Raw genomic sequence first — 18,521 nt, 5'->3', positions numbered from 1 at the left:
CCACGACATACCGCCGGCTGCACGCTGTCGCCGTGTCGTGGACTCTTCACTGCGTGACTTCACCCTGGCCAAGGAGGAGCGGCAGCTCGGCTTACTTCCACTCCCGCCCGTCGGTGACGGCAGGAGTGTTCTCACACTCCCGCTGGCCGGTGCCCTGGAGTTGACCGCCGACCGCGTCTGGACCCTGGGCGACGGTGGGGTGGGCGATCGGTGGGCACCCATCGGAGCCGGATGCCGTGGTGTGAAGCCGAGGCGGGTGGAGGGTGCGGCGGGAGACCGTTCCTGGCCGACGCGCTGCGGCAGGTACGCGGCTGACTACGCTCCATGGCGATGACTGTGAACAGCGACAAGTCCAGCAGTCGTGGCCCACTCGGTCGGGCCGCACCTTGGCGAGGCGACCATCCGCACCGCTCGACGGCGCAGCTCGGCGGGGTAGGGAGAGTTACCTGGCAAGGCAGGCATCGTAGCGCTGGCCGATGCCGGCGCTGAAGGGTCTACGGGATGACGCGTGACAGGAACTCGCGGATGAGGGCGACGATTTCGCCGAGATTGGTCTCCAGCGCCCAATGTCCGGCGTCGAGCAGATGCAGCTCGGCGTCAGGCAGGTCGCGTAGATAGGCCCTGGCTGACCCCTCCGGCATGTAGCCGTCGTGTGGACCCCACACGATCAACGTGGGAGGACGGTGCTCGCGCAGGTATGCCTGCTCCCTCGGGAACCACTCCAGCGTCGTCGCCTGGTCCTCGAAGAGGCCCACGACGTTCGCGCGGCGCTGCGGGGTGTTCATCAGCGACCAGTGCAGCTTCCACAGATCCGGGCTCACCCGTTCGACGAGACGACTGGGCAGCTCGCCGACGAACTCGTCACGGAAGCCTTCCTCCGTGACGTTCGCGGTCAGCTTCGCCCGGCCCTCGTCCGTTGGGTTCGCCCAGAATTCCTTGAGCCAGGTGTACTTCGGTCCGAGCTCGTCCTCGTAGATGTCGCCGTTCTGGATGATGAGCGCGCTGACCCGTTCCGGGGCGCGCATGGCCAGGCGGAGCCCGAACTGGGAGCCGTAGTCGTGCAGGTAGAGGGCATACCGCGACAGGCGCATCTTGTGCGTGAAGCGTTCCAGGAAGTCGGCGTAGCCGGTGAAGGTGTAGGAGAAGCCGTCGGGCGTGGCGCTGTAGCCGAAGCCTGGGACCGGCGCGTCCGGCGGCCCGGTCTCACGGTAGAAGACCTCCATGCCATCAACGTCGATCATCCGATGCTCGACTGCAGCCGGCCACGCTGAGGTGGTGCGTCCATGTCCCGTCATGGCGCAATGGCCTACCCCGCACCCTGACTGATATTTGGCCCAAACAGACCAGCAGGTCCTTTCCCAGGTCTGCTCGGCTTGCCCTCCGGGACTGCGGCAGGCTGAGAGGCTGCTCATCCCGGCTGTGTAGGTTGCGATCATGACTGAAAACTGGCGGACGGATCGGATCGGGAGTGCGCTGCGGGGTGAAAATCCCACGGTGCTGCGACGGATGGACGCCGGGTTCGCGGTGATCGGGGACACTCAGTTTCTGCCGGGATACTCGGTGCTGCTGATAGACGATTCTGACGTGGAACGGCTGTCGGACCTCCCGAAGGACAAGCGGCTGTCCTTCCTGTCCGACATGGATCAGCTGGGAGAGGCCGTTGAGCGGGTCTGCCGTCGTCTCGACCCGGCCTTCCGCCGAGTCAATCTGGAGATCCTCGGCAATACCGACCGGTTCCTGCACGCGCATGTATGGCCGAGGTTTGAGTGGGAACCGCCCGACCTTGTGGGAAGGCCCGTGTGGCTCTACCCCCACGACAGATGGGGCGACGAGCAGTTCGCGCTCGGCCCGCAACACGATGTACTGAGAGAGGCGATCAGCAGCGAGTTGGACCGGCTGCGCTCGTCGAGCTGACCCGCTCCTATCGCTGACCCCGTACTTGCGCTTCCCGCTCGAGCACCACAAGCGCATCCGGCACGGCCTTGGCACCCGCTATCGAGGCCGCCTAAGATCAACAACCCACGCCACCCGATCATTCCCCATTGCCTGGACGAGGCTCACAGCCAGCCGCGCTCCTTGGCCAGCACACCGGCCTGGAAGCGGGTGCCGGCGCCAAGCCGGGCCATGAGGTCGGCGACGTGCGTGCGGAACTTGCGGACCGAGACGTTGATCGACCTGGCGGCCGCCTCGTCGGTGTCATGGCAGGTCAGGGCTCGTAACACCCGCTGCTCGATCGGGGACAGCGGCAGGTCGTCCAGGTCGCGTGCCCGCGCCCACATGCCCTCGAACACGTCCACCAGCATCGCGACCGCGCCCGGCTGCCGGATCTGCAGAGCACCGGCTTTGGGGTCGGCGGGGTCGGCCTGGACGAAGGCGACTGACCGGTTGACGACGGCCAGGTGCCGGATCGGCTCGGCGGTGATCCGGTGCAGATCTCCGAGGGCGTGCCACTCCTTGGCGTAGGGCACCTGCCGCGGATCCTCCAAGGCGTGGATCGAGAAGAGGGTCCGGCTGGTCAGACCCGCGGCCAGCGCGCGCTTGAGAGGCGAGTCGTCGTAGCGCCACCCGCCGTACAGGGCGTGCGTCTTGATGTGCAGAAAATCGTCGGGGTTGGCGTGCAGCAGGGCCTCGATGCGGCTGGTGACGTGCTGCCCGTTCTGGAGGTGTTCGACCATCTGGACCGGGCAGCCACGGCGTTGCTCCTCGGCCAGTTCCGTGACGACGTCCCAGGCGGCGGTGAGCTCGGTGAGCTGGCGCTGGGTCTGCTCGATGCGCCGACGTACCAGCAGCTCCACCGCGGTGGCGGGAGGGACCGCGGTCAGCGACGCGTCCAGCAGGCCCAGCGCCTCCAGCTCATCGATCAACCGGTGCAGGTCTGGCATGACGAGGTCGAGGGCCGCGGTCTCCAGGTCGGCGCGCGGGTTGCGCAGGAAGTAGCGGTAGGCGCGTTCCTGCTCGGCGGTCAGCCCGAGGTCGGCCAGGCTCAATCCTTCACCCCCGTTGTGGTCGTGCCGGCTGCTGCAAGGATAGGTGCAGGTGGTCATCCTGTTTGTCGGCTTTGCGGGCCGTCATGCTGTTCGGCATGGAACGTTTGTGTGTCATCGACATCCGCGACATCCACCATGCGGTCGGCTTCCTGAGCACTCACCCGACCGTGGTCTGTGATGGGATCGGCGTGCTCGGCATCTGCGCTGCCGCCGACGTTCTCCGCCGTCTCGCGTCGCCTCCGCTGGACCTGATCATCAACTGGAGCAGTCAGCCGGAACGGCTGGGGCCGGCGATGACTTCGAGTTGCAGATCCCGATCCTCGTCGTTGTCGGGCAGGCTGAGGGTGACCGTGTAGCCGGCCATGGCGAGGATCTCAGCCAAGGCTCTGATGGTGGCGTTCACCACGTCAAGCTCGAAGCGTGCCATCGGGTGGTCTTTGTCGAGGGCGATGAGCATGGTCTCAAAGAGGCGCCAGCCCACCTGGATGGATCGGGTGCCACGGGTCAAGGAGAAGCCGCTGACGTTCTCGTCCGCGTACGGGAATCCAGCAGCGGTCAGCAGGTCGACAAGGTCATGTTCTAACTGGTCCAGATCGGCCACGGCCGCGACCCTACCAAGATACGGAATTAGATTTCCTGATGTTGTGCATGGATGAAACGAAATTCTCTGGGGCCACTGCGCGCGGATGGTCTTCTCCGGTGCCGTAGCGAAAATGGTCCTTCAGCCACGTGGCCAAGTCGTCGACGCCAACACCGTGTACATCCAAACAAAGTGAGGCAGCAGGCGCCCTCGCCCGCCAGCGCATGCAGCACAATTGACCTCACGGCCACTCGTTGATGTCGGTGCACCGTGGCATGATCCCCGGGCATGACGGACTTCGCCGACCTCGCCCGAGCCCATCTGCCCGCTGAAACCGCCGACCGGCTGCTCGCGCTGTTACGTCCGGCAATCCAGCTATCGATCGCTCAGGATGACCAGCCGGTGGTCGGGCGGCTGGGCGGGGTCGCGGACCTGCCGGAAGGCGTGTCCTGGCCGGTCGGTCCGAGTTCGCGTCCGCTGTCACTCGTCGCCACCCTCGACTGTGCGCGGCTGGCCGCGTATGAGGTGGACATCGAGCTGCCCGGGGATGGCACGCTGCTGTTCTTCGTCGAGTTCGAGGGTGACGGCGATGCCGTGATCTACGTGCCTGCCGGGACGCCCACGCTTCAGCAGTCCGAAGGCTGGGTCTACCCGGAGGAGCTGCTTACCGCGCGAACTGTGCTCACCTGGCCGGACAATGTTCAGCCGGAGCTCGCCGAAGCGTTTGGCGGAGGCTCGGCGGTGTTTCCTGCGATCTGGAACCATGTGTCAGCCGGACGGGAGTTCAAGGAAGTGGTCGGCGAGTACGAGCTCCGCCACCATGGCTCACGGCACCAGGTCGGCGGCCATGCCATGGTCCTGCAGTCACCGTTCGAGGCCGTTGCCGCCGAACGTCAGGGCGCAGGCTGGTACGACGAAGAGTCGTTCTATGCCGAAGCCCGTCAGTGGGTACTGCTTCTTCAGCTGGACGAGACGGAGCACATGGGCTGGGGCGACGGGGCACACATCGTCTGGGGCATACGCCGGGACCACCTCGCCACCCGCGACTTCTCCAGGGTCGTCTTCGATGTCCAGGGCCATTGACGTCCCGCCCACGCTCGGCATCACCCTGACTAACCGATCATCGAAAGTGGGTCAGAGCCCGTTGAAGACACCGGGCGCGCCGACGGCCGAGCCCGGGACGCGGCTCCTTGCCGTTCCAGACCAACGCCCTGCTTCCGATCGGTGACAACGCCGTGGCCATCCTCGGACCAGGGCTGGTGATCGCGCTCCTTCCGCCTCCCGCGCATCAGGCTGGACGGGCCTTCCACCAGGTCGGCCATGCCCGGGCGACGTCCCGCTGAGCACCCCGTACGAAACCGTCCTCAGCGGACGGTGCCGTCCCACTGCCAGCGGTCTCTGCGGCCATGACCGGGAAGGTCGGCGCGGCCGGTGCACCACATGAGGAGCTCGGTCGCGTCGTCGCCATCCGGAGCCTCAGGGAAGAGGCGCCGCACCGCGGGGGCACACAGGTGTTCCGGCGGGCGCCAGTCGAGCCCGAGACCGCGGCTGATGTCCATGCCGTGGACGAGCAGTTCGACGACTCCCATGGCGGCGAAGCCGGAGCCGTCGGAGTGGCCCCACGGGTGCCAGGCGCGTACGTCACCTTCGGCCTCACGTACGGCGGAGGACAGGATCTTCGCCGCGATCCTGATCCCCTCCAGGCAGTCTCCGATGGGAGCCTGCGGGTCGAGCGAGGCGAAGAGGGTGATGTACCGGTCGGCCGGACGGGCGATGAGCAGGCCGGCGTAGCCGACAACGCCCAGGGCCAGGTGGTCCAGCGTGGCCCGGCAGGTCCAGTCCAGCCCCGCGGCGTTGCGCGTCCAGTCCTGGTCGGCGCCCTTCTCAAGGATTGTGGTGGTTTCGTCGGCCGCCTCGACGACGAGGCCGGCCCAGGAGGCGGCGTTCATGCGCTGGGGGTCCTGAAGTGGTCGATGATGCGGGCGTAGCTGTCGAGGGCGTGGCCGCGGCTGATCGCCTCGGTGAGGAGCTGCTCGGTGTACTCGGCCATGGTCGCGTCGATGCCTCGGATCCGGCTCTCGTGGATGAGGTGCCGGACCGGCGGGATCTGGGTCTCCAGTGTGGCGTCCTCGGCGGCGTAGGAGTCCTCGTCGATCTGGTGCGCGTACGTCGTCAGGAACGACGCCACCCCCTTGAGCCAATCCGTGGCCATCGGCAGGAAATCGGTGGCCGCGACCTTCTCGGTGCCCATGAGCGCCGCGGCGTGCATGAACCCGTTGAACGTCGCCCACATGATCCCGAGCAGCGCGACGTCGTACACCGCGGGAAGGCCGACGTCGGAGCTGATGAGCGTGGTACCGCCGCCCAGGACGCCGAGGGTCTTCTCGTGCGTCTCGTACAGGGACGGCGACCCGCCGTAGAGGATGACCGTCTCCGGCGCGCCGATGCCCGGCGGGGTCATCATGATCGCCCCGTCCAGGTATCCGGCTCCACGTTCCGCCGCCCAATCGGCCATCACGCGAGCCTCGTCGGACGCGCCCGACGTGAGGTTGACCAGGACGCGGCCGGACAGCGCCGCTTCGGCCGGGGCGAGCAGCTCCCGTGCGGCGCCGTAGTCGCGTACGCAGACGATCACCAGCGGGGCGGCGGCGACGGCGGCGTCAACGGTCGGGGCTTCGCTCGCGCCGGCTTCGACGAGCGCCTGAGCCTTGCCCGGGGTGCGGTTCCAGATGGTCGTGGGGTGGCCGGCGTTCATGAAGGCGGCGGCCAGCGCCCGGCCCATCATCCCCATGCCGATGACCGTGACGGGGGTTCTTGCCATGTCTGTCACTTCCTGTCCGTTTGGTGGTGGCGTCACATCACGATGGCAGCGCGAGCAGCCAGCCGAAACTGGCAGGAGTGCCGACATTCACCAAATTGCTGCCATATAGTTGGCCGATGAGTGCTGGATCCGTCGCGCTGGTCGTGGTCGACGACACCATCTCGATGTGGGACATGTACGAGCTGGGCATCGCCACGGCGGTCTTCGGCGTGGCCCATACCGATCTCATGGACCCGTGGTACGACCTGCGGTTGGTCGGGCTGCGCCCGGGGACGTCCGCGTCGGTGCCGGGGTTCACGCTGAACGCGCCGTACGGCCTGGACGAGCTGGAGAAGGTCGACACGGTGATCGTCCCGGTCGTGCCGGAGGCATACATGCGCGGCGACCGCGAGCTGCCGGAGGAGCTGCTCGACGCGCTCCGCCGGGCGAGCGCCGCCGGGGCGCGCATGGTCTCGCTCTGCAACGGCGTATTCGCGCTCGCCGCCGCTGGCCTACTCGACGGCCGCCCCGCCACCGCCCACTGGGAGCACACCCGCGAGCTGGCCGAACGATACCCGCAGGTGAAGGTGGACGATTCGGTCCTGTACGTCGACGACGGTGACGTGTTCACCAGCGCCGGGCTCAGCGGCGGGCTCGACCTGTGCCTGCACATCGTCCGCCGCGACCTCGGCGCGCGGGTGGCCAACCAGCTCGCCCGCCGCCTCGTGGTTCCCGCCCACCGGCCGGGCGGTCAGGCCCAGTACGTGGAACGCGCCGTCGCCGTGACCGACGACGGGATCGCCCCCGTGCTGCACTGGGCACTGGAGAACCTCGACCGCCCGCTCACCGTTGACGACCTGGCCGCCCGCGCCGGGATGAGCGTCCGCAGCTTCCACCGCAACCTCCGGGCGGCGACCGGCACGAGCCCGATGAAGTGGTTGCTCCATCAGCGCCTCGCCCGCGCGCAACTCCTCCTGGAGACCACCGACCTGCCCATCGAGCAGGTCAGCGAACGCAGCGGGCTGGGCAGCGCCAACAACCTCCGCCACCATTTCGCCGTGCACCTTGGAGTGGCGCCCACCGAATACCGGCGCGCCTTCCCCTGTCCAGCGCCGGAACCGCGAACGCCCGATCGACCTCGCCCCAGCCTGCCGGCGCCCGCCTGAACCCGGACGCGCCCATCCGTAGCGGGCGAGCACCGCTGCACCGGCCTTGATTCCAGCGGTGCCGCTGTGGCCTGCGCTGTCGCCCTGCACCCCGGACAGACTCGCGGGTCTCAGGTGTTCCACCTGCCGAGCGCCCCCGCCCGCGCCATGCCGCGTACCACGAGCCAGTGAAAGGGCCGGATGACGAGGAAGTACAGCCTGCCGGTCCAGTGGAGATACCTGATCACGGTCACCATGCGGTAGCGGTCCTCCCCGTCGGCGACGATGGCGAGGTAGGCGGCCAGGTGCGAGTCGCTGGCCTCCAGCAGCAGGTGGTGATCCTCGACGCCTTCGACGACCGAGAAGAACCCGATCCTCCCGCCCGGCGTGAAGGGGACGTCCTCGGGCCGCATACCGCCCGATCCCGGACGTACGACCGGGTGGGCCGTCCGCAGCATCCGCGCGAACAGCCCGCGCGTCCAGTAGAGAAAACGAAGCCAGCCGGGCGCCCACCCGAGCGCGCCCGCGACGAACGTGCGCAGACCTACCGAGGCGCGCACCCGGAGCGTGTCAGTGAAGTCGCCAGTGTCGCTCAGCGTCCGCAAGGCGGCGACGTCGGTGTCCATCCATCCTCCATTTCCTACTCTCTGAGAACTTTTACCCGTGACACGGCCTCCCGGAGATCCCCCGCGAGAGGGGGAGGGATCCCCTGGCCGGGGGAGGTCCGCCTCTCGGACGCCGCCGCACAGTGATGGCCAGGAGGAGTCATGAGGATTGCGCATGCGGCGATGGCATGGACGGGTCTGTACGTGGTGTCGAAGGTGTCGTACGCGTTGGAGGGGCGGCTGCACCGCCGTCCGACGCGGGAGGTCCCGGTGCTGGTGGTGCCCCGATGACCTCCGTACAGTTCGCGATCGCCGGTCCGGCCGTGAGAGGGGAGCGAACGCGACAGACCACGAAGGGTGTGGAGGAGGAAGACGATGACGACACTCGCTGACCAGTTCGTCCCAAAGCCCCACTTCGCCGAGCGCCACCACATCGAGATCCCCGCCGCCCGGGTGGTCGTGTGGGACGCGTGGCAACAGCTGGATCTGTCGGACCCGCCGCTGGTGGCGCGGTTCCTGTTCGGGGCGCGCGATGTGATCGCGCGGCTGCGCCACGGTCACGCTCACCTGGATCTGCCGGACACGTTCATCCCGCTGGCCGAGGAACGACCGGTGGAGCAGGTGAAGGGCGTCGTGGGCACCTGGTGGACCTTCGGGGCCGACAGCAACCGCGTCGACGTCTCCGGCAGGCAGGAGTTCCTGGACTTCGCCGAGCCGGGCTACGGCAAGGCCATCGTCGGCATGCGCTTCGAGGACATCGGCGGCGAGCGGACCCGCGTGACCACCGAGACCCGAGTCGTGTGCACCGATGAGGCCTCCCGCCGTGGGATGGCGCGCTACTGGCCGCTCATTCGCCCGTTCAGCGGGCTGATCCGGATCATGATGCTGCGGGCGCTGCGCAGCAGGGCCCTGCGATGACTAGGTCCGCACGCCGCCGAGCCGGGGTTCGTGAGCGACGTCACCGAGGTCGCGATCGGCGAGGTCAAGGGCCGGAGGGTGGTGCTGAGCGCGGGGCGGGAAGGTCTGGTCCAGGTTCGGGATGCGGGCACGCTGCGGCCGATCGGCAAGCCGATCCCCGGTCTGACGAGCCGAGCCGCGTCATCGTGGACATGGCCGCCTGGCGCGTGGTGACGTCCTTCTGATCCTGCACACGGCGGGTCCGGCGTCTGCACGTGCTGAGCGCTGCACGCGGGTGGACCCGCGTGCAGCATGATGCATCGCAGGTGTGCAGCCTTTCCGGCTTACCTCGCCTCCGCGAGGCTTGCCATTCTTCTTCCGCAGGTGAAGGAGGATGGACTTGTCGAAGCGTATTGTGATCGCGCTCACCAGCCACGGCGAGTTGGGTGACACCGGCAGGAAGACCGGTTTCTACGTTTCGGAGGCGGCCGAGCCGTGGGAGGTGCTGACGGCCGCCGGGCACGAGGTGGAGCTGGTCAGCGTCGCGGGCGGCCGGCCGCCGCGCGACGGGGAGGACCCCGCTGACCAGTCCCAGCAGCGCTTCCTGGCTGATCCGTCGGTCGCCCGGCAGCTTGCCGACAGCCCGCGCCCGGAGGACGTCGATGCGTCCCGGTTCGATGCGATCTTGTTCGCGGGCGGGCACGGCGTGATGTGGGACTTCCCGGACAACCCCGCGCTGGGCCGGCTCGCCCGGGAGATTTACGAGAGCGGCGGGGTGGCGGCCGCGGTCTGTCATGGCCCGGCAGGGCTGGTCGGCGTGCGGCTGTCGGATGGCTCGTACCTGGTGAGCGGCAAGAAGGTCGCGGCGTTCACCAACGCGGAGGAACAGGCGGCAGGGCTGGTCGGCGTGGTGCCGTTCCTGCTGGCCGAGCGGCTGGGGGAGCAGGGCGCGGTGCACGTGCCCGCGGCGGACTTCACCGCGAACGTGATCCAGGACGGCCGTCTGATCACCGGCCAGAATCCGCAGTCGGCCCGCGGTGTGGCCGAGGCGATGGCGCGGGCCTTGGGCTGACAGTGCGCTGCCGTACGGCAGGCGTCCCATCAGACCTCGGCAGCGGAGAACCTCCGGTGCCGGAAACCCGATATTGAGGAGATTGATGATGAGTAGTGTTCCCAGAGTTCAGCTTGGCACCACGGACATGAGCATCAGCCGGGTCGGCTTCGGCGCGTGGGCCATCGGTGGCGCCGGTTGGCGGTATGCCTGGGGTGCCCAGGACGACGCCGACTCGATCGCCACCATTCACCGCGCGGTCGAGGCCGGGGTGAACTGGATCGACACCGCCGCGGTCTACGGGCTTGGCCATTCGGAGGAGGTGGTGGCCAAGGCGCTGGCCACGCTGCCCGAGGCGGACCGGCCGTACGTGTTCACCAAGGCGGGCCTGGTCTGGGACGAGAACGACCGGCTGGCCGCGCCGGTGCGCACGATGGCCCAGGTCCGCCGGGAGGTGGAGGATTCGCTGCGGCGGCTGAACGTCGAGCGGATCGACCTGTATCAGGTGCACTATCCCGACACCGGCCGCTCCCTGGACTGGGCCGCCAAGGACGACGACCAGGGTGTGGCCACGCCGCTGGAGGAGTACTGGCAGACCATGGCCGACCTCAGGGCCGAGGGCAAGGTGCGGGCGATCGGCCTGTCCAACCATGGCCTCGCCCAGTTGGAGGCGGCTGAGGCCATCGCACACGTGGACGCGATCCAGCCGCAGTTCTCCGCGCTCAAGCGGGCCGCCGCGGACGATCTGGCCTGGGCTGCCGCGCACGGCACTGGCGCGATCGTCTATCAGCCGCTGCATTCGGGCCTGTTGACCGGTGCGTTCTCCCGTGAGCGGGTGGCCGCGCTGCCGGACGACGACTGGCGCAAGACGTTCCCCGAGTTCACCACCGACCTCGACCGTAACCTCGCCCTGCTGGAGGTGCTGCGGCCGATCGCCGAGGCGCACGGCACCACTGTGGCCGCGGTTGCGATCGCCTGGACTTACGCCTGGCCAGGGGTGAGCGGCGCGATCGTCGGGGCGCGGCGGCCCGAGCAGGTGGCCGGGTGGATCGACGCGGCCACGCTGGAGTTGACCGGCGAGGATGTCGCGGCCATCGGCCGGGCGATTCTCCAGACCGGCGTGGGCGAGGGCCCGGCGCGGCCCTGAGCACGGCGTCCTGGGGTTGTCCTGGGGTTACAGCCTGCGCCGGGTGACGGCCTTTCCGTCCAGCAGGTGCTCGACCATCTGGACCGGCCGACCGCTGCGGTGCTCCTGGGCCCAGCGCGCGCAGCTCGGCCAGCACCGGGCCGGCCTCGGCCGGGTCGAGGTCGGCGCGCGGGTCACGGAGCAGCCGGCCGACCTCGTGGGTCCCGTCCCGGCGCAGCACGGTCGGTTACGGCGGAGGGTCACCGATCTTCTTGGTCGAGGTTGCCGTGAGCCTCTGCCGAAAGGTCCTGCCAGTCGGCCCAGGTCTTGAGCCGGTCGGCGTAGGCCTGCTGGATCATCGGGTAGAAGCCCTGGCCGAACAGGATCCGCAGGGGCGGGTTGTCGGAGTCGACGAGCTTGAGGAGTGTCTGGGCCGCGGCGGCCGGGTCGCCGGCGGGCTGCTTGCCGGCGATGGCGGCCAGCCGCTGGCGCAGGGCGTCGTAGACGGGGTCCGTCTGGGCCATGTGGCCGTTGTTGAGCGGGTCGGGGTTCTTGCCGGAGCGGGTGGCGAAGCCGCCGGGTTCGATGATGGTGACCTTGACGCCGAAGTCGGCGACCTCGGCGGCGAGGGCCTCGTTGAGGCCCTCGAGCGCCCACTTGGAGGCGTGATAGGCGCCGCCCAGCGGCATGGCGACGAGCCCGGCGGCGGAGGACAGCTGGATGATGTGTCCCGCGCCTTGTTCGCGCAGGTACGGCAGGGCAGCCTGGATCACCCACACCGCGCCGAACAGGTTGGTCTCCAGCTGGTCGCGCAGATCCTGCTCGGTCAGCTCCTCGACCGCGCCGACCTGGGCGTAGCCGGCGTTGTTGACGATGACGTCCAGGCGGCCGAAGTGCTCTGCGGCCCGCTTCACCCCGTCGAAGACGGCGGCCTTGTCGGTCACGTCCACCCCGAGGGGGAGCACCGCGTCGCCGTAGGCGGCGACCAGCTCGTCAAGGCTTGCGGTGGTGCGGGCGGTCGCGGCCACCTTGTCGCCGCGCGACAGGGCGGCCTCGACGAAGTGGCGGCCGAGGCCGCGGGAGGAACCGGTGACGAACCAGACCTTGCTCATGATGTCTTTCCGTCCTTTCTGCGGTGGTCACCACGCAACGGGGCCAAGGTGATCACTCGTGGAGCCGTGTGCCGCGCGGATCGTTCGCGCGGCGTCCTGACGACCATGAGGCGTCGGCGACCTGTGCTTTGTGACAGTGCGGTCATGTGACATACGCCACCCGTCACAGGTGTCACACAACGGCGAGAATCGGCGTCTGGTGCATGGAGCACCCTTGCGAGCAACAGCTGGGAGACAGGTGTGAACGAGCGCAGCGAGCCGACGACGGGCTCAGCCGAGCCGCCCGCTGACGGCGGCCGGATGGAGGCCGCCACCGAGGCGTTCCTGGCCCACCGCAACCTGCTGTTCACCGTCGCCTACGAGATGCTCGGTTCGGCTGCCGACGCCGAGGACGTCCTGCAGGAAACCTGGCTGCGCTGGGTCAAGGTCGACATCGCACAGGTGTCCGACCGGCGCGCCTACCTGGTCCGGATCACCACCCGGTGCGCGCTGGACCGGCTGCGCAGCTTGAAGCGCCGCAAGGAGGCGTATGTCGGTCCCTGGCTGCCCGAGCCGCTGCTCACCGCGCCGGACGTGGCCGAGGACGCCGAGCTCGCCGAGAGTCTGTCGATGGCGCTGATGCTCGTCCTGGAGACGCTGTCGCCGACCGAGCGGGCCGTCTTCGTGCTGCGCGAGGTCTTCGATGTCAGCTATGAGGAGATCGCGGCCGCCGTCGACAAGAACCTCGCGACCGTCCGCCAGATCGCGCACCGCGCCCGCCGGCACGTCGAAGCCCGCCGCCCCCGCGAGGAGGTCTCCCCGAGCCAGGCACGGGCGGCGTTGGCGTCGTTCCAGCGCGCGCTGGAAACCAGGAACCTGCAGGCTCTGTTGGACGTGCTCGCCCCCGAGGTCGTCCTGGTGAGCGACGGCGGCGGCGTCAAGCAAGCCTCGCCACGGCCGATCATCGGCGCCGACAAGGTGGCCCGCTTCTACCTCGGCGGCTCCGCCAAGGTGGAAGCGGCGATCACCTGGGACGCCACCCTGGTCAACGGCAACCCGGCATTCATCGTGCGCATGGACGGCGAGATCGACGGCGTCATGGCGATCCAGGTCGAGGACGCCCGCATCACCGGCCTCTACTACGTCCGCAACCCGCAGAAGCTGACCCGCGTCGCCTCCGAGACCACGCTCACCCTCCGCTGAAAATCCGGACCACCCATCCACTGCCACACGCCAGAAAGAGGAGACCACGCACCATGGCCGGACAGATGACGGCAGCACGCGGCGGCCTCACGTTCCTGAAAGCCGCGGTCGCCCTGCAGACCCTGAGCCTGTTCTTCCAGGCCACCACCGCCGGAATGCTGCTGTCCTCCTCCCACGGCTCGGAGCTGCATCACATCGGATCACCAGTGATGTACGGCGCATCGATCCTGTACGTGCTCGCCGCGATCCTGGCCTGGCGCCCAGGCGGCGGCTCGCCCCGCCCCATCCTGTACGCCACCGGTTTCCTCGTCCTCGCGTCGGTGCAGGTCGCGCTGGGCATCGCGCACATGACCTCGCTCCATGTCCCCCTGGGCGTCCTGATGTTCGGCCTCAGCACCCTGGCACTGGCCAGATGCTGGGTAAGCAAACGTTCTTGAGTTGAACTCGTTGGATCTCCCTCGACTTCCAGAGCCCCGCACACCCGGTTCATCTCACCACCGAACCGGGTATGGGGTACCGCTTCACTCCTTAAGTGGCTACGCGAAGGTCCTGACGGGCAGCGCGTCGAGGCCGCGGAAGATCCTGGTCGGGCCGCCGGTTCGCCAGCGCAGGTCCTCGGGCGGGGAGGCGAGCGCCAGGCGGGGGAAGCGGCGGAGCAGTGTGCCGATCGCGATCTCCCCCTCGAGCCGGGCCAGCGGAGCGCCCAGGCAGTAATGGATGCCGTGACCGAAGGCGAGGCTGCCGTGGTCGGTGCGGGTGATGTCGAGCGTGTCCGGGCCGGATGTGTACGAGGGATCGCGGCCGGCGGACGCGAGGACCACGGAGACCACGCTGCCTGCGGGGATGGTCACGTCGCCGATCGTGACGTCTTCGGTCGCGTAGCGAGGGGTGGCGCGCTCGACGGGGCCGTCGTAGCGCAGCAGTTCCTCGATCGCGCCCGGCAGGAGCTCAGGTTTGCCACGCAGCAGCTCGAACTGCTCGGGGTGGCGCAGCAGAGCGAGCACGCCGTTGCCGATCAGGTTGACGGTGGTCTCGTGCCCGGCGACGAGCAGCAGCTCGATGGTGCCGAGCAGTTCGCGTTCGGAGAGGCGGTCGTGCTCGTCGGCCGCGGCGACGAGGGCACTGACCAGGTCGGGCTGGTCGTCGACGGCCCTGGTCAGGTCGATGATCGAGCGGGTGCGTGCGATCAGCTCGCCGACGTAGCCCTCGATGCCGGCCCGGCCCTGCCGCATCAGCTCGTACCCTTCTGGGCTGAGCGGGGGTGTGCTCAGGGCCTGGCTCCAGGCCCGGAAGTCGGCCCGATCCTCGGCGGGGATGCCGAGAAGTTCGCAGATCACGATGATCGGCAGGGGGAAGGCCAGCGCGTCGATGAGATCGACCTCATGCCGCCCCTCCATGCGGTCCAGCAGCGTGTCTGTGATCTCCTGGACGCGCGGTCGCAGCCGGTCGACGCGGCGGCGGGTGAACGCCTTGTTCACGAGCTTGCGGAGCCGGGTGTGGTCGGGCGGATCGGAGCTGAGCATGTTGATGCCGACCGGTCCCTCGTTGTTCTTGACGAGGCCGATCTCGCGCATCCACGCCGGCGCATGCCGGGAACTCTTGGACAGGCGGGGGTCGGTGAGCGCCTCGCGGGCCTGCTCATGGCCGACGATCAGCCAGATGTCACTGTCCATCGGGCCGCTCGTCCTGTGCACCGGCGCCTCCTCGCGCAGGCGCGCGTAGCCCGGGTACGGGTCGGCTTGGAACTCCTCGCTCCACAGATCCATGCGTGTCCTCCTACGTCGGTTGTCACCCGGATGACGAAGCCGCGCGATGAAACGTGACCGGTCGCGGAGCGCGGCGGCCATGGCCGGCACGCCGAGCAGCGCGACACCGCCCGCGATGTACAGCCAGGGCGCACCGGCGGCGACGGTCCGCGAGCGCCCCGCAGCCAGCCTCGTCCACAAGAGAACCAGGGCGGCGGCCGGCAACGGGTCGAGCCAGTCGGTACGGGAGGGCCTTAACGACCCCGGGTGAGGGTCAGCGCCGCGGCGAGGATGGCCGCCAGGTAGAGGGCGCCGCCTGCGAGGATTCCGGCGGTGTAGCCGTGGGTCAGGGCCGCGGCGACCGCGGTGCCGGGCGGCTGGCTCCTGGTCGTGGAGGTGGCGATGGCGGCCAGTACGGCCAGGCCGAGCGCGCCGCCGATCTGCTGGGTGGTGTTGATGAGACCGGAGGCGATGCCGGCGTCCTGGTCGGCGACGCCGCGTACACCCGCGATGGTGATCGCGACGGTGACCAGGCCCAGCCCGATGCCGGCGATCAGCTGGGCGGGCAGCAGGACGGTGAAGGCGTTCTGGCCGGGGGTGAGGAAGCTGAACCAGCCCATGCCGAGCGCGGCGAGCAGCAGTCCCGTCATGGTGACGTTCCGCGCTGAGGTACGGCCCAGCAGCGGTGGCCCCACGGCGCCTGCGCCGAGTCCGATGCCGACGGCGAACGGCAGGTAGGCGAGGCCGGTGAGCATGGGCGCATAGCCCTTGACGGCCTGCATGTAGAGGGTGAGGAAGTAGAACGTGGCGAGCATGCCGCCGCCCATCAGCAACATGACGAGGTTCGCGCCGAGCCTGCCGCGATCGGCCAGCACCGAGGACGGCATCATCGGGGCGGCGCTGCGCCGCTGGATCACGACGAAGCCGATCAGCAGGACGGCCGCGACCGCGTCGAAGGTGAGGGCGAGGCCGTCGCTCCAGCCCGCCTGGCTGGCCCGGTTGATCGCGTAGACCAGCGAGCCGAGGCCCAGGGTGGCGGTGATCGCGCCGGGCAGGTCCACCCGACCCCGTTCGCGTTCGCCCTCGACCAGCACGCTCGTGCCGAGCAGTACGGCGATGGCGAACGGGACGTTCACGAACATGATCCAGCGCCAGTTGAGGTACTCGGTGAGCGCGCCGCCGAGCAGCAGGCCGACCACCGCGCCGAGCCCGCCCATCGCCCCGTACACCCCGAGCGCCTTGTCGCGGGCCGGCCCGGCGGGGAACGTGGTGGCCAGCAGCGACAGCGCGGTGGGCGCGACGACGGCGGCACCGAGACCCTGCAGGACGCGGGCGGCGATCAGCACCACCCCGTTTCCGGCCAGCCCGCCGAGCAGCGAGGCCAGCAGGAACACGACCAGCCCGAGACGGAACAGCCGGCGGCGGCCGAACAGGTCGCCCGCGCGCCCGCCGACCAGCAGCAGCCCGCCGAACGCCAGGGCGTAGGAGGTGAGCACCCAGTTCAGGTCCGATTCCGCCATGTCCAGGCCGGCGCGGATGCTCGGCAGCGCGACGGTCACGATGGTGCCGTCCAGCACGATCATGAGCTGCGCGGCGGCGATGACCAGCAGCGCCAGACCTAGCTTGCGGCCGGTCACGGCTGCGGGGCTTGTTTCGTGGAGAGACATACAACCTTCTCGAAAGCGTTCGGACTAGGGCAGTTCCAAGTGGTCCCGGCCGCCGCCGCCACCAGCTCCAGCACGTGGACGCAGGCACTGCCGCGGTTGAGCCGGCTTGCCGGCAGTACGGCCGGCGCTTCCCTCATCCGGGCTCGCACGATGACTTCTCCTGGTCACTCGACGGGGTCGGGTTCGTCACTGCACTGACGGACCCCGACGAACGGACGTGACCGATGAACGACCATGAATTTCTGGCCACGCACCTGCCCGACGTGGTGCTGCGTGCCGACCTCCTGCGCCGGCTGGACCTTGCGGTCCTGGACGACTGACAAGCGTCTGGCGGTCACGTTCACCGGCCGCGTTCCGTCAGTGCGGTAAGGGACGCGACCCCGAGGGGATGCGCCGCAAGTGATCAATTCAAGGGAAACGACATTGAACGAGATCCAGGTCCAGGGAAGCGTGGCAGAGGGCTTCGAGGAGGTGCGCGAAGAGTTCGCCGCGATCGTGCACGAGGACCAGGGGGCGGCGGGCGCGCAGCTGGCCGCCTACGTGCACGGCCGGCGGGTCGTCGATCTGTGGGCAGGAGAGGAGGTGACCGGCGACTCGCTGACCGGCCTCTTCTCCTCCACCAAGGGCGCCGCGACGCTCGTCGTGGCGTTGCTGGTGCAGGACGGCGTGCTCGACCTGGACGAGCCCGTGGCCAGGTCCTGGCCGGAGTTCGCGGCAGGAGGCAAGGGCGGGATCACCGTCAGGGACGTGCTCACGCACCGGTCCGGGCTGGTCGGGGTAGACGGCGGGCTCTCCCTGGAGGAGATCGCCGACGACCGGGTGATCGCCGCGCGGATCGCCGGGCAGCGGCCGCTGTGGCGGCCCGGTACGGCCTATGGCTACGGCGGCTTCGTGGCCTTCGCCATCGTGGGCGAAGTGGTGCGCCGGGTCACCGGGCGGTCGATCCAGGAGCACTACGAGGAGCGCATCCGCGAGCCGTACGGGCTGGATCTGTACCTCGGCCTGCCTGAGGCGCTCGAAGAGCGCTACCTGGAGGTGCTGCCGTGGCTGGCCACGCCGGAGATGCTGGAGGACTTCGCGGCGAACAACACGCCGAGCCCGCACAGCATCGGCGGCATGTCCTACAACCTGAGCGTCTTCCAGGTCGCGGACGTGCTCAACTTCCCCAACCACCGCCGGGTGCGGGCGCTCGGCCAGGCGTCGGGCGGTGGCGTGGGCAATGCCCGCGGGCTGGCGGGCCTGTACGCGGCCGCCATCTCGGAGGTGGACGGCCGGGCGCCGCTGCTGAAGCCGGACACCCTGGCGGAGTTCTCCATGATCCACTCGACGGGCAAGGACCTGGTCGGCGGCGAGCGGGCACAGTACACGATCGGCTTCATCGCCGAGGGCCTGCGGTATCCGTTCCTGAGCGCTAACGCCTTCGGGCACGACGGCTCGGCAGGATCGGAGGCGTTCGCCGATCCGCGCAGCGGCGTTGCCTTCGGCTACACCCGCCGTCGGGCCGCCTTCGGCTTCTATGCCCCGGAGCACAACAGGCTGGCAGCGGCGGTCGTGCGTGCCGCCGGCGCCGCCGCGTAGACCGGCCCTGTCGTCAGGGCGATGGCGCAATGAGGGGCGGCAGGCC

At 69.1% G+C, this 18,521-nt stretch carries 21 protein-coding genes; 12 read left to right on the top strand and 9 right to left on the bottom strand.

Annotation, left to right across the window (positions count from 1 at the left end; genetic code table 11):
- Window positions 1-494 precede the first annotated feature (494 nt).
- Window positions 495-1,241 carry an alpha/beta fold hydrolase gene (locus tag ACIBVN_RS32830; protein WP_397143060.1) on the bottom strand — a complete coding sequence of 249 codons (747 nt, stop codon included), beginning with the start codon at window positions 1,239-1,241 and terminating at the stop codon, window positions 495-497.
- A 193-nt stretch (window positions 1,242-1,434) separates the two neighbouring features.
- Here ACIBVN_RS32830 and ACIBVN_RS32825 point away from each other — a divergent pair, with 193 nt between their 5' ends.
- Window positions 1,435-1,914 carry an HIT family protein gene (locus ACIBVN_RS32825; RefSeq protein WP_397143058.1) on the top strand — a complete coding sequence of 160 codons (480 nt, stop codon included), beginning with the start codon at window positions 1,435-1,437 and terminating at the stop codon, window positions 1,912-1,914.
- A 143-nt stretch (window positions 1,915-2,057) separates the two neighbouring features.
- Here ACIBVN_RS32825 and ACIBVN_RS32820 read toward each other — a convergent pair whose 3' ends face one another.
- Entirely contained in the window at window positions 2,058-2,987 is a 930-nt protein-coding gene (locus ACIBVN_RS32820; protein WP_397143056.1) for a hypothetical protein, read from the bottom strand.
- Between the two features lie 268 nt (window positions 2,988-3,255).
- Complete coding sequence (locus ACIBVN_RS32815) at window positions 3,256-3,588, bottom strand: hypothetical protein (protein WP_397143054.1); 333 nt, start codon at window positions 3,586-3,588, stop codon at window positions 3,256-3,258.
- A 267-nt stretch (window positions 3,589-3,855) separates the two neighbouring features.
- On the opposite strand from ACIBVN_RS32815, the gene ACIBVN_RS32810 reads away from it, so the two are divergent.
- Complete coding sequence (locus tag ACIBVN_RS32810) at window positions 3,856-4,650, top strand: YwqG family protein (protein ID WP_397143052.1); 795 nt, start codon at window positions 3,856-3,858, stop codon at window positions 4,648-4,650.
- A gap of 281 nt (window positions 4,651-4,931) precedes the next feature.
- On the opposite strand, the gene ACIBVN_RS32805 is transcribed toward ACIBVN_RS32810, so the two are convergent.
- A complete protein-coding gene (locus tag ACIBVN_RS32805; protein ID WP_397143050.1) occupies window positions 4,932-5,516 on the bottom strand; it encodes a maleylpyruvate isomerase N-terminal domain-containing protein in 585 nt (194 codons plus the stop codon).
- Complete coding sequence (locus ACIBVN_RS32800; RefSeq protein ID WP_397143048.1) at window positions 5,513-6,388, bottom strand: NAD(P)-dependent oxidoreductase; 876 nt, start codon at window positions 6,386-6,388, stop codon at window positions 5,513-5,515. The genes ACIBVN_RS32805 and ACIBVN_RS32800 overlap by 4 nt, the downstream gene beginning before the upstream one ends.
- Window positions 6,389-6,504: 116 nt before the next feature.
- Here ACIBVN_RS32800 and ACIBVN_RS32795 point away from each other — a divergent pair, with 116 nt between their 5' ends.
- The gene (locus ACIBVN_RS32795; RefSeq protein ID WP_397143046.1) at window positions 6,505-7,533 is read left to right on the top strand and encodes a GlxA family transcriptional regulator; all 1,029 of its coding nucleotides are present in this window, start codon (window positions 6,505-6,507) and stop codon (window positions 7,531-7,533) included.
- A 110-nt stretch (window positions 7,534-7,643) separates the two neighbouring features.
- On the opposite strand, the gene ACIBVN_RS32790 is transcribed toward ACIBVN_RS32795, so the two are convergent.
- Entirely contained in the window at window positions 7,644-8,138 is a 495-nt protein-coding gene (locus tag ACIBVN_RS32790) for a DUF2867 domain-containing protein (protein ID WP_397143044.1), read from the bottom strand.
- A 141-nt stretch (window positions 8,139-8,279) separates the two neighbouring features.
- Between ACIBVN_RS32790 and ACIBVN_RS32785 the strand changes: the two genes are divergently transcribed.
- From ACIBVN_RS32785 to ACIBVN_RS32765, 5 genes are all read left to right on the top strand, one after another.
- The gene (locus tag ACIBVN_RS32785) at window positions 8,280-8,408 is read left to right on the top strand and encodes a hypothetical protein (RefSeq protein ID WP_397143042.1); all 129 of its coding nucleotides are present in this window, start codon (window positions 8,280-8,282) and stop codon (window positions 8,406-8,408) included.
- An 84-nt stretch (window positions 8,409-8,492) separates the two neighbouring features.
- The gene (locus tag ACIBVN_RS32780) at window positions 8,493-9,035 is read left to right on the top strand and encodes a hypothetical protein (RefSeq protein ID WP_397143040.1); all 543 of its coding nucleotides are present in this window, start codon (window positions 8,493-8,495) and stop codon (window positions 9,033-9,035) included.
- A 30-nt stretch (window positions 9,036-9,065) separates the two neighbouring features.
- A complete protein-coding gene (locus tag ACIBVN_RS32775) occupies window positions 9,066-9,248 on the top strand; it encodes a hypothetical protein (RefSeq protein WP_397143038.1) in 183 nt (60 codons plus the stop codon).
- Window positions 9,249-9,408: 160 nt separating this feature from the next.
- The gene (locus ACIBVN_RS32770; protein ID WP_397143037.1) at window positions 9,409-10,086 is read left to right on the top strand and encodes a type 1 glutamine amidotransferase domain-containing protein; all 678 of its coding nucleotides are present in this window, start codon (window positions 9,409-9,411) and stop codon (window positions 10,084-10,086) included.
- Window positions 10,087-10,213: 127 nt separating this feature from the next.
- Entirely contained in the window at window positions 10,214-11,212 is a 999-nt protein-coding gene (locus ACIBVN_RS32765; protein WP_397143035.1) for an aldo/keto reductase, read from the top strand.
- 239 nt (window positions 11,213-11,451) lie between these two features.
- Here ACIBVN_RS32765 and ACIBVN_RS32760 read toward each other — a convergent pair whose 3' ends face one another.
- A complete protein-coding gene (locus ACIBVN_RS32760; RefSeq protein ID WP_397143033.1) occupies window positions 11,452-12,303 on the bottom strand; it encodes an SDR family NAD(P)-dependent oxidoreductase in 852 nt (283 codons plus the stop codon).
- 240 nt (window positions 12,304-12,543) lie between these two features.
- On the opposite strand from ACIBVN_RS32760, the gene ACIBVN_RS32755 reads away from it, so the two are divergent.
- Window positions 12,544-13,485, top strand: a complete 942-nt coding sequence (locus ACIBVN_RS32755; RefSeq protein WP_397143031.1) for an RNA polymerase sigma-70 factor — start codon at window positions 12,544-12,546, stop codon at window positions 13,483-13,485.
- 53 nt (window positions 13,486-13,538) lie between these two features.
- The gene (locus ACIBVN_RS32750; RefSeq protein WP_397143029.1) at window positions 13,539-13,922 is read left to right on the top strand and encodes a hypothetical protein; all 384 of its coding nucleotides are present in this window, start codon (window positions 13,539-13,541) and stop codon (window positions 13,920-13,922) included.
- A 99-nt stretch (window positions 13,923-14,021) separates the two neighbouring features.
- Here ACIBVN_RS32750 and ACIBVN_RS32745 read toward each other — a convergent pair whose 3' ends face one another.
- Window positions 14,022-15,251: a cytochrome P450 gene (locus tag ACIBVN_RS32745; RefSeq protein ID WP_397143027.1), complete on the bottom strand. Its 1,230-nt coding sequence runs from the start codon at window positions 15,249-15,251 to the stop codon at window positions 14,022-14,024.
- A 46-nt stretch (window positions 15,252-15,297) separates the two neighbouring features.
- Between ACIBVN_RS32745 and ACIBVN_RS32740 the strand changes: the two genes are divergently transcribed.
- Window positions 15,298-15,501 (top strand): hypothetical protein, encoded by a 204-nt coding sequence (locus ACIBVN_RS32740; RefSeq protein ID WP_397143025.1) that lies wholly within the window; start codon window positions 15,298-15,300, stop codon window positions 15,499-15,501.
- Here the strand turns inward: ACIBVN_RS32740 and ACIBVN_RS32735 are convergent.
- Entirely contained in the window at window positions 15,485-16,897 is a 1,413-nt protein-coding gene (locus tag ACIBVN_RS32735) for an MFS transporter (RefSeq protein ID WP_397143023.1), read from the bottom strand. The two genes, ACIBVN_RS32740 and ACIBVN_RS32735, sit on opposite strands and share 17 nt — an antisense overlap.
- A 423-nt stretch (window positions 16,898-17,320) precedes the next feature.
- Between ACIBVN_RS32735 and ACIBVN_RS32730 the strand changes: the two genes are divergently transcribed.
- Window positions 17,321-18,475: a serine hydrolase domain-containing protein gene (locus tag ACIBVN_RS32730; RefSeq protein ID WP_397143021.1), complete on the top strand. Its 1,155-nt coding sequence runs from the start codon at window positions 17,321-17,323 to the stop codon at window positions 18,473-18,475.
- Window positions 18,476-18,521 lie beyond the last annotated feature (46 nt).

The organism is Nonomuraea sp. NPDC049400, assembly GCF_044466425.1.
Taxonomy (GTDB): Bacteria; Actinomycetota; Actinomycetes; order Streptosporangiales; family Streptosporangiaceae; genus Nonomuraea.
Note: the sequence above shows the minus strand (reverse complement) of the source record. Positions and strands in the feature narration are given on the sequence as shown.